Origin of the sequence: Pradoshia sp., assembly GCF_051873915.1 — a bacterium.
Classification (GTDB): domain Bacteria; phylum Bacillota; class Bacilli; order Bacillales; family Pradoshiaceae; genus Pradoshia.
Map to the genome: position 1 here is coordinate 9,937 of NZ_JBJEFJ010000012.1, position 11,220 is coordinate 21,156.

17 protein-coding genes and 1 tRNA gene are annotated in these 11,220 nt (G+C 44.1%); 9 read left to right on the forward strand and 9 right to left on the reverse strand.

What is annotated here, in order from left to right; genetic code table 11:
• Positions 1 to 229: 229 nt before the first annotated feature.
• Positions 230 to 1,324 (reverse strand): copper resistance D family protein, encoded by a 1,095-nt coding sequence (locus ACI35L_RS01115; RefSeq protein WP_439802056.1) that lies wholly within the window; start codon positions 1,322 to 1,324, stop codon positions 230 to 232.
• A 2-nt stretch (positions 1,325 to 1,326) separates the two neighbouring features.
• Positions 1,327 to 1,875 (reverse strand): copper resistance CopC family protein, encoded by a 549-nt coding sequence (locus ACI35L_RS01120; protein WP_439802057.1) that lies wholly within the window; start codon positions 1,873 to 1,875, stop codon positions 1,327 to 1,329.
• A 136-nt stretch (positions 1,876 to 2,011) separates the two neighbouring features.
• Between ACI35L_RS01120 and ACI35L_RS01125 the strand changes: the two genes are divergently transcribed.
• Complete coding sequence (locus ACI35L_RS01125) at positions 2,012 to 2,767, forward strand: SDR family oxidoreductase (RefSeq protein WP_439802058.1); 756 nt, start codon at positions 2,012 to 2,014, stop codon at positions 2,765 to 2,767.
• Here ACI35L_RS01125 and ACI35L_RS01130 read toward each other — a convergent pair whose 3' ends face one another.
• A complete protein-coding gene (locus ACI35L_RS01130; protein ID WP_439802059.1) occupies positions 2,768 to 3,274 on the reverse strand; it encodes a GNAT family N-acetyltransferase in 507 nt (168 codons plus the stop codon).
• A 158-nt stretch (positions 3,275 to 3,432) separates the two neighbouring features.
• On the opposite strand from ACI35L_RS01130, the gene ACI35L_RS01135 reads away from it, so the two are divergent.
• Both ACI35L_RS01135 and ACI35L_RS01140 read left to right on the forward strand, forming a co-directional pair.
• Positions 3,433 to 3,888, forward strand: coding sequence for an NUDIX domain-containing protein (locus tag ACI35L_RS01135; protein WP_439802060.1), 456 nt, complete (start codon positions 3,433 to 3,435; stop codon positions 3,886 to 3,888).
• Positions 3,889 to 3,905: 17 nt separating this feature from the next.
• Entirely contained in the window at positions 3,906 to 4,571 is a 666-nt protein-coding gene (locus ACI35L_RS01140; protein WP_439802061.1) for an HAD family hydrolase, read from the forward strand.
• A 32-nt stretch (positions 4,572 to 4,603) separates the two neighbouring features.
• Here ACI35L_RS01140 and ACI35L_RS01145 read toward each other — a convergent pair whose 3' ends face one another.
• Positions 4,604 to 5,005: a GNAT family N-acetyltransferase gene (locus ACI35L_RS01145; protein ID WP_439802062.1), complete on the reverse strand. Its 402-nt coding sequence runs from the start codon at positions 5,003 to 5,005 to the stop codon at positions 4,604 to 4,606.
• A gap of 83 nt (positions 5,006 to 5,088) precedes the next feature.
• Between ACI35L_RS01145 and ACI35L_RS01150 the strand changes: the two genes are divergently transcribed.
• The 5 genes from ACI35L_RS01150 (at position 5,089) to ACI35L_RS01170 (ending at position 8,131) form a co-directional block, all read left to right on the forward strand.
• On the forward strand, positions 5,089 to 5,655 hold the full coding sequence (locus ACI35L_RS01150) for a GNAT family N-acetyltransferase (protein ID WP_439802067.1): 567 nt from the start codon (positions 5,089 to 5,091) through the stop codon (positions 5,653 to 5,655).
• 33 nt (positions 5,656 to 5,688) lie between these two features.
• Positions 5,689 to 5,985, forward strand: coding sequence for a hypothetical protein (locus ACI35L_RS01155; protein WP_049670350.1), 297 nt, complete (start codon positions 5,689 to 5,691; stop codon positions 5,983 to 5,985).
• 64 nt (positions 5,986 to 6,049) lie between these two features.
• Entirely contained in the window at positions 6,050 to 6,472 is a 423-nt protein-coding gene (locus ACI35L_RS01160) for a hypothetical protein (protein ID WP_439802063.1), read from the forward strand.
• Positions 6,473 to 6,592: 120 nt separating this feature from the next.
• The gene (locus ACI35L_RS01165; protein ID WP_439802064.1) at positions 6,593 to 7,111 is read left to right on the forward strand and encodes a YfiT family bacillithiol transferase; all 519 of its coding nucleotides are present in this window, start codon (positions 6,593 to 6,595) and stop codon (positions 7,109 to 7,111) included.
• Between the two features lie 9 nt (positions 7,112 to 7,120).
• Complete coding sequence (locus ACI35L_RS01170) at positions 7,121 to 8,131, forward strand: aldo/keto reductase (RefSeq protein ID WP_439802068.1); 1,011 nt, start codon at positions 7,121 to 7,123, stop codon at positions 8,129 to 8,131.
• Here the strand turns inward: ACI35L_RS01170 and ACI35L_RS01175 are convergent.
• From ACI35L_RS01175 to ACI35L_RS01185, 3 genes are read right to left on the reverse strand one after another with little or no spacing between them, the layout of a single operon-like run.
• Positions 8,123 to 8,629, reverse strand: coding sequence for a GNAT family N-acetyltransferase (locus ACI35L_RS01175; protein WP_049670354.1), 507 nt, complete (start codon positions 8,627 to 8,629; stop codon positions 8,123 to 8,125). The genes ACI35L_RS01170 and ACI35L_RS01175 overlap by 9 nt on opposite strands.
• A complete protein-coding gene (locus tag ACI35L_RS01180; RefSeq protein WP_049670355.1) occupies positions 8,619 to 9,023 on the reverse strand; it encodes a DUF2809 domain-containing protein in 405 nt (134 codons plus the stop codon). The genes ACI35L_RS01175 and ACI35L_RS01180 overlap by 11 nt, the downstream gene beginning before the upstream one ends.
• A gap of 2 nt (positions 9,024 to 9,025) precedes the next feature.
• The gene (locus tag ACI35L_RS01185; RefSeq protein ID WP_049670356.1) at positions 9,026 to 9,490 is read right to left on the reverse strand and encodes a hypothetical protein; all 465 of its coding nucleotides are present in this window, start codon (positions 9,488 to 9,490) and stop codon (positions 9,026 to 9,028) included.
• Positions 9,491 to 9,587: 97 nt separating this feature from the next.
• On the opposite strand from ACI35L_RS01185, the gene ACI35L_RS01190 reads away from it, so the two are divergent.
• The gene (locus ACI35L_RS01190; protein WP_439802065.1) at positions 9,588 to 10,529 is read left to right on the forward strand and encodes an MBL fold metallo-hydrolase; all 942 of its coding nucleotides are present in this window, start codon (positions 9,588 to 9,590) and stop codon (positions 10,527 to 10,529) included.
• Positions 10,530 to 10,810: 281 nt separating this feature from the next.
• On the opposite strand, the gene ACI35L_RS01195 is transcribed toward ACI35L_RS01190, so the two are convergent.
• Together ACI35L_RS01195 and ACI35L_RS01200 are read right to left on the reverse strand one after the other, a co-directional pair.
• Positions 10,811 to 10,883: transfer RNA gene (locus tag ACI35L_RS01195), tRNA-Lys, on the reverse strand.
• A gap of 110 nt (positions 10,884 to 10,993) precedes the next feature.
• The coding region (locus ACI35L_RS01200) for a hypothetical protein (protein WP_439802066.1) at positions 10,994 to 11,220 on the reverse strand (227 nt) is incomplete at its 5' end.

Below are 11,220 nucleotides of genomic sequence, written 5' to 3' on the forward strand. Positions count from 1 at the left end.
CGCCCTTAAACGATTGGATTTCTTCCTTAAACTACCGGAAGCAAGCTAGATTTAAGGAAGAAAAGTAGTCTCCTCTACGCCGTAAGATTAAATTTTGACAAGCCGAGGCTTTTTTGGAAGAAATTATCGATTTTTTAACCTGGATAACGCCAAAACTAATCCAAGTTTGAGTTTCAGATGCACTGAGGGTTTAACCAATAAAAAAAGACGAACATTAATCGTTCGTCTTCTACGATTGCAAGCTCCAAATCAACCCGCAGTATCCGCATAGAACAACCATCATTCCCATCAAGAAGGTACCAAGGGGAGGGAATTTCCTTATATAAGAGGTAATCATTAATACGGCAAACATGATGGTCATCAGGAAGAGCGCGATGCTTGTCCCGCCCGGTGCCCAATGAACGATGAGATTGGTTTGGAAGGTTCCTTGATAGAATAATAAGAACATATCGGACACCATATTCTCTGTAATGGTCACTTCATGTGGCGGGGCCTGCTGTCCTAATGAGGCGGTTACAGTGAAAATCAGCAGGATGATGACGCTCTCCCACTTCACCCATTGGCGCGGATCCCACTCAGGTGAGGCATTCACTTTCCTTCTTATTAATAGGCTGTTGATGAAGGCATAGAGGAAGAGCGGGATAATCAATAGATGCTTTAGCAGTAAGGCTTGACCGTACGGCAGCATCCAGCTGTTCACATAGTCCTTGAATTCGATAGCAAAATTCATCAGCACAAGACCAGTTACGGCTGTCCCAAGAAAACAAATAACCGCAACAGGTGTGAACCAGGCTAGGAACTTGGCCCAGTTCGCATGGTTTTTTGAAAACCAGCTGACCAGAAGGAGAATGCCAGCCCAAATACTGACGACCGTTACATGAATGGTGTGGCTCAGAAAGCCGACAACCTGGTCGTATGAACTGGCATGACTTGACCAGCCCATCGCAATAATCAGCATGAGCGTCATGGCCATACCGACCCAGGCGTAACCCGGTTTCCTGTCATAATCGAACCAGACAAGGAATAGAAACAGGAAGGTCGCAATAAAGTAAGTCAATATCCATGCCTTGCCGGCTTCAAAGGTAAACAGCACGGATTGTAGAACCGACCCTAAGTTAATTCCATCATATAAGTAGGCGATGATTTGCCAAACCGGTACGAATGAAAGAAAGGCAATTCCTCCGGATGCGAGCAAAAGCCAGGCTTTGCGGATATGGATTTCAGGCCGGTAAGCTGATGGAATAAGAAGGAGAATGAAGCTCCCCATTAGTACGGCAAAGCAGAGATAGAGCAGGGCTTGACTAATGATGACAAGAATGAGCATCTTTATTTCTTCCTTCTAACCATTAGCCAGAGACTGCCGGCCAAGATGATGGCAGCCACTCCAATGATGACTGGCATAACCGCAGACCCTTCATCGTTCTCGGCCTGTTGATCCTTTGTCACTTCAGGTTCTGGTGCTGCTTCCTCTGTTGCCTCTTCCTCTATTCCTTCTGTTTCTGGCTCTTTTTCCTCTGTTACGGGAACATTGACCGTGAATTCAATAGAATCCTTGATTGGATGGCCGTCAGCACCAATGATATCCCAGGCTGCCACATAGGTATCATTAGCTAAAGGCTCTGCCATCTTGACGGTAATCGTATCCTGATTGATGCTGACGCTTTCTATTTGTTCCTCATTTCCGTCTGTCCCGGTTACGGTAACCTTGCTGTTTTCTTCCACCTTCGTGGAGTATATAAGCGTCAATTCTTGAAGGGGCGTTGTTATTTCATCACCGGCAGCAGGAGTAGACTCCTTTAGGGCTGTGTGTGCCCAAGCATGATCAGTGAACAACAGAAAGGTTAAGGCAAAAATGCCTGCAATTTTTTTACTCATACATATCTCCTCTTGACAAATTATGGTTTTCTATGTAGATTGTGGACGAATTAACCTAATCGTATCAAAAGCCAAATGAGATTGTCTAACTGAAAGACCGCTGGTTTCATGTTAAAAGATTGAGGAGGAAACAATTTTGACACAAGTACAGAGGAAGGCTGCCCTGGTCACCGGTGCGAGTGACTCAAGGGATATTGGGACCGCTATTTGCCGTCAGCTGGCCAGCCAAGGCTTTGATGTGTTCTTTACGCATTGGAAGGCGGACCAGAAGTGGATAGGTATATTGCAGCGGGAATTGGAGGGATCAGGTGTGCGGTGTGAAGGAGTAGAGATGGATCTATCTGAGGCGGATGCCGCGGTGCAGCTGCTCAATACCGCTCAATCATCCATTGGTATTCCTGTCGTATTGGTGAATAATGCAGCCCATTCCGTTCGGGATGGATATGAGAATTTGGATGCAACCATCTTGGATGAGCATTATCAGGTCAATATGAGGACAACCTTCCTGCTTTCGGTGGAATTTGCCCGCCGCTTAAAAGAAGCCGGAATGCGGGGCGGAAGAATTATCAACCTCACCTCTGGGCAGGATCTTGGCCCAATGCCAGGCGAGCTTGCTTATGCAGCCACGAAGGGAGCCGTTACAGCCTTCACGAAAACATTGTCAGCAGAGCTCGCGCATGAGGACATAACGGTTAATGCGGTGAATCCGGGACCGACTGATTCCACCTGGATGGATGAAGGAATACGTGAGCATTTATTGCCTAAATTTCCGATGGGCCGTATTGGCCAGCCGACTGACGCCGCTAAACTGATTGGCTTTTTAGCCAGTGAAGAAGCCGGATGGATTACGGGCCAGGTGATTCATTCGGAGGGAGGATTCCTGCGTGGGTAATTAAATTCGCCTGCTGTAATGCAAGCTTACATACCCATCCTGTTCGCTGCTGGAATAACTTCTTTTCTCAGCCATGAAACGGAATCCGCGTGCTTCATAGAAAGGAATCGCTTTCTGATTGTCTTTGGCTACAGCTACTCGCTGCTCAGTCGCCCCCCATTCCTTCTGCTGGGCAGTGACGGCATTGAGGAGAAGTGTGCCGATTCCTTCGCCGCGACGGTCTGGATCTAGATAGAGGACATAGAGTTCACCAAGTGTCTCATGAACCATTCCGCCTCCTGCAGCACCGATGACTTGCCCGTTTTCTACGGCTACAAAATATCCGCCCCATTCGCGGGAGTGTTCGGTCACTTCTTTTTCAATGCGCTCCACATTGTAAAATTCCTTAATGACCCGTTCGATATAGTCTTCAGATCGCAGGTCTGGATAGGTTGCGCGATAGCCTGCGGAGCATACATCCTGAATTCCTTTTACATGAGTTAAGTCAGCAAGTGTAATTTCAATCATGACGACCTCCGTTTTGGAAAATTATTCAAAGTATAATCTATTATACTATAATGCGCGAATATTTTTACGATAAGCTTGACAGCGAAAAAGCCTATTCCGCATGATGGAATAGGAATCGATTAAAAGAGTGTGGTAATGAAAAGGGAGTTGAGGTTAATATGCCCATACGGAATTCAGCAAAAGCAGTCATTATAAAGGATGGCTCTGTACTGTTGACAAAGAATCAGCATGAAGATGTCCTATTCTACCTGTTTCCCGGCGGCGGTCAGGAGCATGGCGAGACATTGGAGGATGCCTTGAAACGGGAATGCATCGAGGAGATTGGCCAGGAAATCATGATCGGCGAGCTGCTTCATATCCGGGAATACATTGGAAAGAATCATGAGCATGCCTCCTATGACAAGGATATCCATCAGGTTGAATTTTTCTTTGCATGTAAGCTAGCCAGTCCACAGAAGAATCACGGCCAACCAACCAGACCGGATGATTATCAGGTAGGGGTGGAATGGATTCCGTTAACAGAGCTCAAGACTATCCCTGTTTATCCAAAGAAGCTTGGAGCCATACTCACCAATACAGAGAAAAGCCCATTCTACTTGGGCGATATCAATTAGAGGGGGAAGAATACAGGATGATTAAGGCAATTATTTTTGATTTTGATGGATTGATCTTTGATACAGAAACATGTGAGCTGAAATCCTTCGAGGAGCTTTATGCAAAATACGGGGTGACATTCCCGAAAGAAGAATGGCTGAAGATTATCGGTACCATCTCGACATATGACCCGTATGCTTCATTGATGGCAGCTGTTCCGCACTTAAATATGAACGACCTCATGGCTGAACGTGAAAGCTTTTTTGAAAAAATCGTAGAGGGCGAGAGTGTGAGAGAGGGTGTAAAGGAATACATAGAGAGAGGGAAGGAGCTTGGGCTAAAAGTAGCCATCGCCTCCAGTTCGTCTAGAAGATGGATTGAAAAGTATCTTGGTGTCATCGGACTCGACATTTCTCTTTTTGATGTCATCTGTACATCAGATGACGTCAAAAATGTAAAACCAGATCCAGAGCTGTATGAAAAGGTATTAAGTCATTTTGGCATTAAACCGGATGAGGCAATTGTTTTTGAGGATTCCGCAAATGGTTCGCTTGCTGCCATTCGTGCCAATATCCCATGTGTCATCGTACCGAATGAAGTCACAAAGGGATTAATCTTTGATGAACGAGTGGTCTTACGCTTAAATTCAAAGAAGGATATGGAGCTTGATCGTGTAATTGAATTTATCAGCTCTCTCAAATAAGCAAAAAGAGAGGTGGGAATTTCCCATCTCTCTTAGTATTTACGCGGAATGATATAGCCGTTTTCAATGCAATTGAAGCCAATTTTCGGATAATAATCCATCGCAATGGGAGAGGCAAGCAAAATAAGGGCAGCTTCTTCGCCAATCTCCCTTTCCACTTCCTGTATCAGCTCCTTGCCGATGCCTTTATGCTGGTACTCTTGGTCCACTGCCAAGTCAGATAAATAGCAGCAGTAGCTATAATCCGTTAAGGCCCTAGCAACGCCGACCAGACGCTCTTTATCCCAGGCTGTAATCAGAATATCAGCATGATGGAGCATCCTCTCAAGCCTTGGCTTATCCTCTACGGGTCTTCGTATGCCTGAAGCCTTGAATACCTCTGCCAGCTGCTCGGCGGTAATTCGTTCATTTTTTCGGTAATGAATCTCTCCCATATGGCACCTCCTGCCTTCAGATAACCTACTATTTCGACAAAAATCAGCAGATATCCTGCTGACGAAGGGGTGAATAATTGAAGATGTTTCAGAAAGAATTCTATCAACAGGAATGGTCTTATGTCATTCGGCAGGCACGGAAAGAGGATGCAAAGGAATTAGCGGAAGTCAGGCTGAGGATTGATGGAGAAACCGTATATATGGACCGGGAACGAGGTGAAGATTATTTAGATTCCGAGGCATTCAGCCGCATCATAGAGCAAGATGACGAAAAGGAGAACCATTTGTTCCTAGTTGCAGAAGCAAAAGGGCAGATTGCCGGGTTCTCCCGCTGTATTGGGAATGATTTAAGGAGAAGCGCCCATAGAGCAGAATTTGGGGTATGCGTTCTTCAAGAATTCTGGGGACATGGCATAGGCAGACACTTACTTGAAGAGTCAATCAAATGGGCAGATGAAATTGGGCTTGAAAAAATCACGTTAACCGTCCTTAAAACAAACACAAAAGCGATCCATCTTTATGAGGAAAACGGGTTCGAAGTGGAAGGAATCTTGAAGAAGGATAAGCGGTTATCTGATGGAACCTACTATGATACTCTCATCATGAGCAGATTCAAGGAGGAATTTCCATTATCTAAAGGGAATGTTTAATAGAGTCGAGCTGTATAGGAGAATATCATGCGAATGTACCATACATTCATGCTTATTTTTATGACAATCTTTCTCTTAATCACCACAACCGGGTTCTGGGCTGGGATTCCACTATTTGTTTTATCCGAGTTCTTATATCAAACGAGGCTGTCTGGAATTGTTCCATTCGCTTTGACCAGCTTGAGTGTGGGCGTTTGCTTTTCTATCGTATGTATCTCGCTGCACCTATCAATAGCGGCAAGGAAGGAGCAAGCAACACTTCATGCCTTTTGGCAAATACAAGGCATCTCGATCTTGCTTGCGGGATTATTGTTTGGCCTTTTTTATTGATGGGCTTCTCTGTTCGGTGATGTAAGTGTTAGTGAGTGAAAGAAGGAAGATTGGGGAGAAATACATGTTAACGGTCAAAAATATCAGTATAGCAGCTTCTATCGTGCTTATCACAGCCATTGGCACTTCAGGCATCTATGAGTGGCTAACAGAGAAAACACTGAACCCTTCTGCCATCTTCTTTCTATCCCTAGGAATTGGCTTCTTATTTCAAGCGATGACGTGGGGAGAGATAGATGGAAAGCAAGAAGGGGAAAAGGATGAAAGGGAGAAATATATCACTCTCTTAAGCTCAAAAATCAGCTACTTCGTCTTATTAATCATGATGATTCTCATTTTATTCATATCTGAAGGTGTCACGGCTATGAATGACTTGGAAAATATTCCTTTAGTCATTGTGATTGGACTAGCGTGGATTACTTTGCCGATTACTGAATTCATTGTTTCAAAGAAATATAGACATCGTTTGAATGAAAAAATCGAATAATAGAGGGCATTAATCGAGAAGGATTGATGTCCTTTTTCTTGTGGTCGACGGTTTGAGAAAAGGAATTCATGGAAGGGATGTAGAATAAGGTAATTTTACCATAGTGAGGAGGAATGAAGGATGGATGTGAGATACCCAATCGGCTCGTTTCAATATGATGGTGAGATGGATATGGAAGTGGTTAATAAGTGGGTCAAGGAGATTGAAGAACTGCCGCGTATGCTGCAGGATGCTGTAAAAGATTTAGATGACGAACAGCTTGATACGCCCTACCGTCTGGATGGATGGACGATTCGCCAGGTCATTCATCATCTCGCTGATAGTCATATGAATGCCTATATTCGCTTGAAGCTTGCATTAACAGAGGAAAGTCCTGTCGTTAAAACGTATGATGAAACGAAATGGGCTGAGTTGAATGATTATCAATTCCCTGTTGAAGGTTCTTTGCTGCTTCTAGAAGGGTTGCATAAACGCTGGGCTGAGCTGCTTCGTACCTTGAGTCAATCAGAAATGGAGAAGACATTCATTCATCCAGATTTAGGGGAAGTCTTGACTTATCAAAATATCGGGATGTATGCGTGGCATGGGAAGCATCATCTTGCCCATATTACGTCCTTGCTTGAGCAGAAGGGTTGGTGAGTGATTGGGATGATTCCAGGGTATGCACAGGTACAGGAATCAGGTGCGTTTCTTAAAAGAAAGGGCGTCATGAGCAGAAAGGCAGGGTCGTTTTCCGTTTCGCCGCTGGCCATTGGCACGCATTTAGGGGAAATGAACAGGGTGGATTCGTTACTTTATCAAGAGGCAATTCTTTGTGCTGTTGATAGAGGCATAAATATGGTGGATACTGCCTTGAATTATCGGGGGATGAGGTCGGAGCGGGATATTGGGGAATGTTTGACGGAGGCAGCAGCGGCTGGACACTTGAAGAGAGAAGAGATTGTCATTTCCACGAAAGCAGGCATTCTTCCAGGGGATATTGATGCCGGGCTGGTGCCGAAGAATTATCTTCGTGAAGTCCTGCTGAAGAGAGAAATCATTCAACCGGATGAGATTCAAGTCTTGAATCATTATAAGCATGTATTGAGCCCGTCTTATTTTGAGTTCGCGATTGGGGAGAGCCGGAAACATATGAATATCGAGACAATCGATCTCTATTTTGTGCACAATCCAGAGTATTCCTTGATTCCCCTTGGAGAAAGAGAATTTTACCGGCAGCTTACACGGTTGTTTGTGAAGCTGGAGGATGAGGCGGCACTCGGGCATATCAGGCATTATGGAATCGCCACGTGGGATGGGCTGATCAGTTCGCCTGAGGCAGTGGGCTATTTGTCACTTGAAAGAATCATCACTTGTGCGAGAGAAGCAGGGGGAGAAGAGCATCATTTTGCTTTCATCCAATTACCGCTGAACCCAGATAAACCTGAAGCACGGCAGTTTCAGAATCAGCGGGTAAAAGGAAGGTGGCTGACCGTGATAGAAGCTGCTCATGAATTAGGGATTCATGTTACCGTGAGCTCCCCATTGCAGGCAGGAGCCGTGCCGGAGAAAAAGCAAGCCTTGTCCACTGTCCTTCAAACAGAAGGTATTCTTGCTGCCATGGTCGGCATGAAAAGAAAGGAACATGTAGAAGAAAATATAGAGGCCATTCTAATTTAATAATTTCTCGAAGGCTGACCGTTTCGTTCCATCCTCTACATAAATTACGCCGCAATGCGTATATCCGTTTTTCTTGATGACATGCTGCATAGGAGAATTATCTTCATGCGTGTCAATTTTGATACTTGGAAGACGGTAGTGCAGGCAGAGAAGTTCAATCTGCCTCATGACCTCATGAGAGAGGCCTTTGCCTTTATGATTTCGTGCTACAGCCAAACGGTGGATAACCGCATAATTCCCTGTGGAGAGCCAGTCACCCTCATAGATCCTTTCATACGTTTCTTCTCCGTCAAAGGAGACAGCAGCGGTTGCGATGATGTTCCCTTCTTCAAGGAAGACATACCCATAGCCGCAATCCATATCGTGAAGAATGACTTCCTTAGACGGGTATCCATTCTGCCATTGGTCAATTCCGAGCTCCTTTAAGCTTTCTTGCGCATCCTTAATGATTTCCATGATTCGAGAAAGGTCAGCGTGTTCAGCTTTTCTACATTCCATTTTTCTCCTCTTTTCTATCTTTGACTAACATCTGATCCAACACATAGGCAATGACCATTCCGGCTGTATAACGAATAAGATCAATCATCAAGAATCCTTTTCCGAGCACAAGCGCTCCGATGGTTGTGCTTCTGATAGCATTGATCCAATCTGCCTGATAAAGCTGACTGAATTCTATGGCAAAGCAAAAGCAAAGGCTGAGTATGACGGATAAGCCCGGTGCCCTGTTAGACAAGAGGAAACGGAAACCAAAATAAACCATCATCGCCCATATTGCATCACCGGCATGGTCTGCCAGAAAGCCCGGCAGTATGTCTCCGAGCCTTCTTGATAGGAGACCGAACACGATGGTGCCAAGGAAGCCCGATAGATAGTACAGCCTTTTACTCATCATTATCACTCTTTAATCATTTTTTGAAGCTCATTATACCATATGTGTCCGTTCTTGAGCTTTTCATACCGGTCATCATAGGCAAGAAATTCAAGGGCCTGCTTAATGTCCTCTGGTCTTTTCTCGGAAAAGGCTTTCTCGACGGCTTTTGCGGTTTCCTTGTCATATAGATGCTCACGCCAGGCATGAATCAGAAACCAACCTGGCAGATATACAGCAAGCAGAAAAACAGGAGACTGATTGAATTCGATTCCGAGTAGACAGATAATCACCATAAAAGAAGACATAAAAAATGTATGAGGTCTAATTAATTCTGAAAATGGATCTTTTTGTCTATCTATGACTAGAAGGACTAGAAGTAAGGGCAGAGCAGCCCAGACAATAAATTCTCCGCTTGTATCACGAAAGAAATACGATAAGATGGTGCCGCAAAGTATAACGGAGAGGACAATGACCGCTATTCGCTTCATAGAATCACTCCTTTCTATAAGACTATACAATCATTTTACCATTTAATGTTAGGGTTTGGGTGTGGGAACATACTTATTGTCAAAGGGAGGATGGAGGATGAAAAATCTCATAAAAGAGACAAGTTATTTCACTTTGCATATATTAGCTGATGGAATCTATGCCGCTATGGCAAAGCCGGGACAAGGAGCGTGGAGTAATGCCGGCATCGTTGATTTAGGGGAAGAGGTGCTGGTATTTGATTCACTCGGAACGCCTTCTGCCGGAATAGAGCTGAGAAGACAGGCTGAAGAGATAACAGGTAAGCCAGTCAAATATCTTGTGAACAGCCATTATCACGGTGACCATGTGTTTGGCAATCAAGCCTTTAAGGATGTACCGATCATTGCGACCTCTGAGACGCTTAGATTAGGTCTTGAAAACCAAATGGGTGAACTTGAAAAGGAAGAGCAGGAGATGAGGGACTACCTGCTGCACCTAAAGAATCAGCAGATGAAAATAGTGGATGAAATCATGAAGGCAAGCTTCGTTAATCAATATGAAGAGATAGCGAAATTATTGGAAGACCTGCCGATTTTGGAAATCATCCTTCCTACTTTCATTTTTGAGGAAAAGCTGATGATTAGAGGTACGAAGCGCCAGGTGGAAATCGTGTGTTACGGGGGAGGCCATACCCCGAGTGATACGTTCATGTACATACCCGATGTGAAAATCGCCTTCATGGGCGATCTGCTGACGGAAAGGCTACATCTCCCTATTGTAGACCCGATTCAGCTTCAAACCATTTTGCAAAGCGTAAAACAAATGGAGATTGAGACCTATGTGCCTGGACATGGAAACGCAGGCGATCAATCTTTATGTGAGGATCTGCTTCATTATTTAAGCTTTTTAATGGATAAGGCGAAGGAAGCACATGAAAAGAATGAAGATATGGAGACGTTCCTTTCTCGATTGGAAATGCCTAAGGAATTTGCTGATTGGAAGGGCATAAATGGAATCAGGGCTAATTTAATGACGGCTTACCGTTGTGGCGAAATATAGGAAATCGGAAAGAATTTACTCGATATTTTAGAGGTTTTATTTAAGGGGTAACTAAATCTATAAGATAAGTACCACGCAAAAGGGAGAATATATTTCCAGGGAAATGTCAATGGGTGGTGCGGGCCTTCGCACAAGGCGTGGGGCGTTATGGAAAAAGAATGGTGCAGGTATGAAAATCACTGATCCTGGCAGAGGGAATCGTTGAGAACAGAGGAGAGAAAAGATTTGAGGATAAAGAAAGAGCCGATTCGTTTAATAAGAATCGGCTCCTTCTTTATGAATGGGGTATGTAGGACTCGAACCTACGACCTGATGATTAAGAGTCAACTGCTCTACCAGCTAAGCTAATACCCCGTTAGATTATGTATTTATTATATACATAGCGTAATAAGATTTGCAAAATAATTGCTTGTGTTAATTTTTAGATCATTTGGAAGGATAAAGGGGTTGAAAATGAAGCGTTTTCACTGCAATAAACACCAAAAGGATATTATGCCTAAAAAATGTTTATATCGTGATTTTTCGCTTCCATCACGATTATATGGATTCTTTAAAGCAAGAAGGGAAATCGAATTGGAGATTTGACAGGTGTTATCTTTATTTTCGTGTTCTTCAAGATAAGCCAATCCTAACTCAACAATAAAATGAATTATGCGGGCAAATTCGGTGAAAACTAGAATTTGCCCCTTTT

What these genes read in the sequence shown, in the direction of transcription:
- ACI35L_RS01185 (WP_049670356.1), bottom strand. Translation starts at nt 9,490, where the DNA reads ATGAAGCGAATAGCGGTCATTGTCCTCTCCGTTATACTTTGCGGCACC.
- ACI35L_RS01140 (WP_439802061.1), top strand. Translation starts at nt 3,906, where the DNA reads ATGATTAAGGCAATTATTTTTGATTTTGATGGATTGATCTTTGATACA.
- ACI35L_RS01170 (WP_439802068.1), top strand. Translation starts at nt 7,121, where the DNA reads ATGATTCCAGGGTATGCACAGGTACAGGAATCAGGTGCGTTTCTTAAA.
- ACI35L_RS01130 (WP_439802059.1), bottom strand. Translation starts at nt 3,274, where the DNA reads ATGATTGAAATTACACTTGCTGACTTAACTCATGTAAAAGGAATTCAG.
- ACI35L_RS01115 (WP_439802056.1), bottom strand. Translation starts at nt 1,324, where the DNA reads ATGCTCATTCTTGTCATCATTAGTCAAGCCCTGCTCTATCTCTGCTTT.
- ACI35L_RS01150 (WP_439802067.1), top strand. Translation starts at nt 5,089, where the DNA reads ATGTTTCAGAAAGAATTCTATCAACAGGAATGGTCTTATGTCATTCGG.
- ACI35L_RS01120 (WP_439802057.1), bottom strand. Translation starts at nt 1,875, where the DNA reads ATGAGTAAAAAAATTGCAGGCATTTTTGCCTTAACCTTTCTGTTGTTC.
- ACI35L_RS01190 (WP_439802065.1), top strand. Translation starts at nt 9,588, where the DNA reads ATGAAAAATCTCATAAAAGAGACAAGTTATTTCACTTTGCATATATTA.
- ACI35L_RS01145 (WP_439802062.1), bottom strand. Translation starts at nt 5,005, where the DNA reads ATGGGAGAGATTCATTACCGAAAAAATGAACGAATTACCGCCGAGCAG.
- ACI35L_RS01175 (WP_049670354.1), bottom strand. Translation starts at nt 8,629, where the DNA reads ATGGAATGTAGAAAAGCTGAACACGCTGACCTTTCTCGAATCATGGAA.
- ACI35L_RS01180 (WP_049670355.1), bottom strand. Translation starts at nt 9,023, where the DNA reads ATGATGAGTAAAAGGCTGTACTATCTATCGGGCTTCCTTGGCACCATC.
- ACI35L_RS01135 (WP_439802060.1), top strand. Translation starts at nt 3,433, where the DNA reads ATGCCCATACGGAATTCAGCAAAAGCAGTCATTATAAAGGATGGCTCT.
- ACI35L_RS01155 (WP_049670350.1), top strand. Translation starts at nt 5,689, where the DNA reads ATGTACCATACATTCATGCTTATTTTTATGACAATCTTTCTCTTAATC.
- ACI35L_RS01165 (WP_439802064.1), top strand. Translation starts at nt 6,593, where the DNA reads ATGGATGTGAGATACCCAATCGGCTCGTTTCAATATGATGGTGAGATG.
- ACI35L_RS01160 (WP_439802063.1), top strand. Translation starts at nt 6,050, where the DNA reads ATGTTAACGGTCAAAAATATCAGTATAGCAGCTTCTATCGTGCTTATC.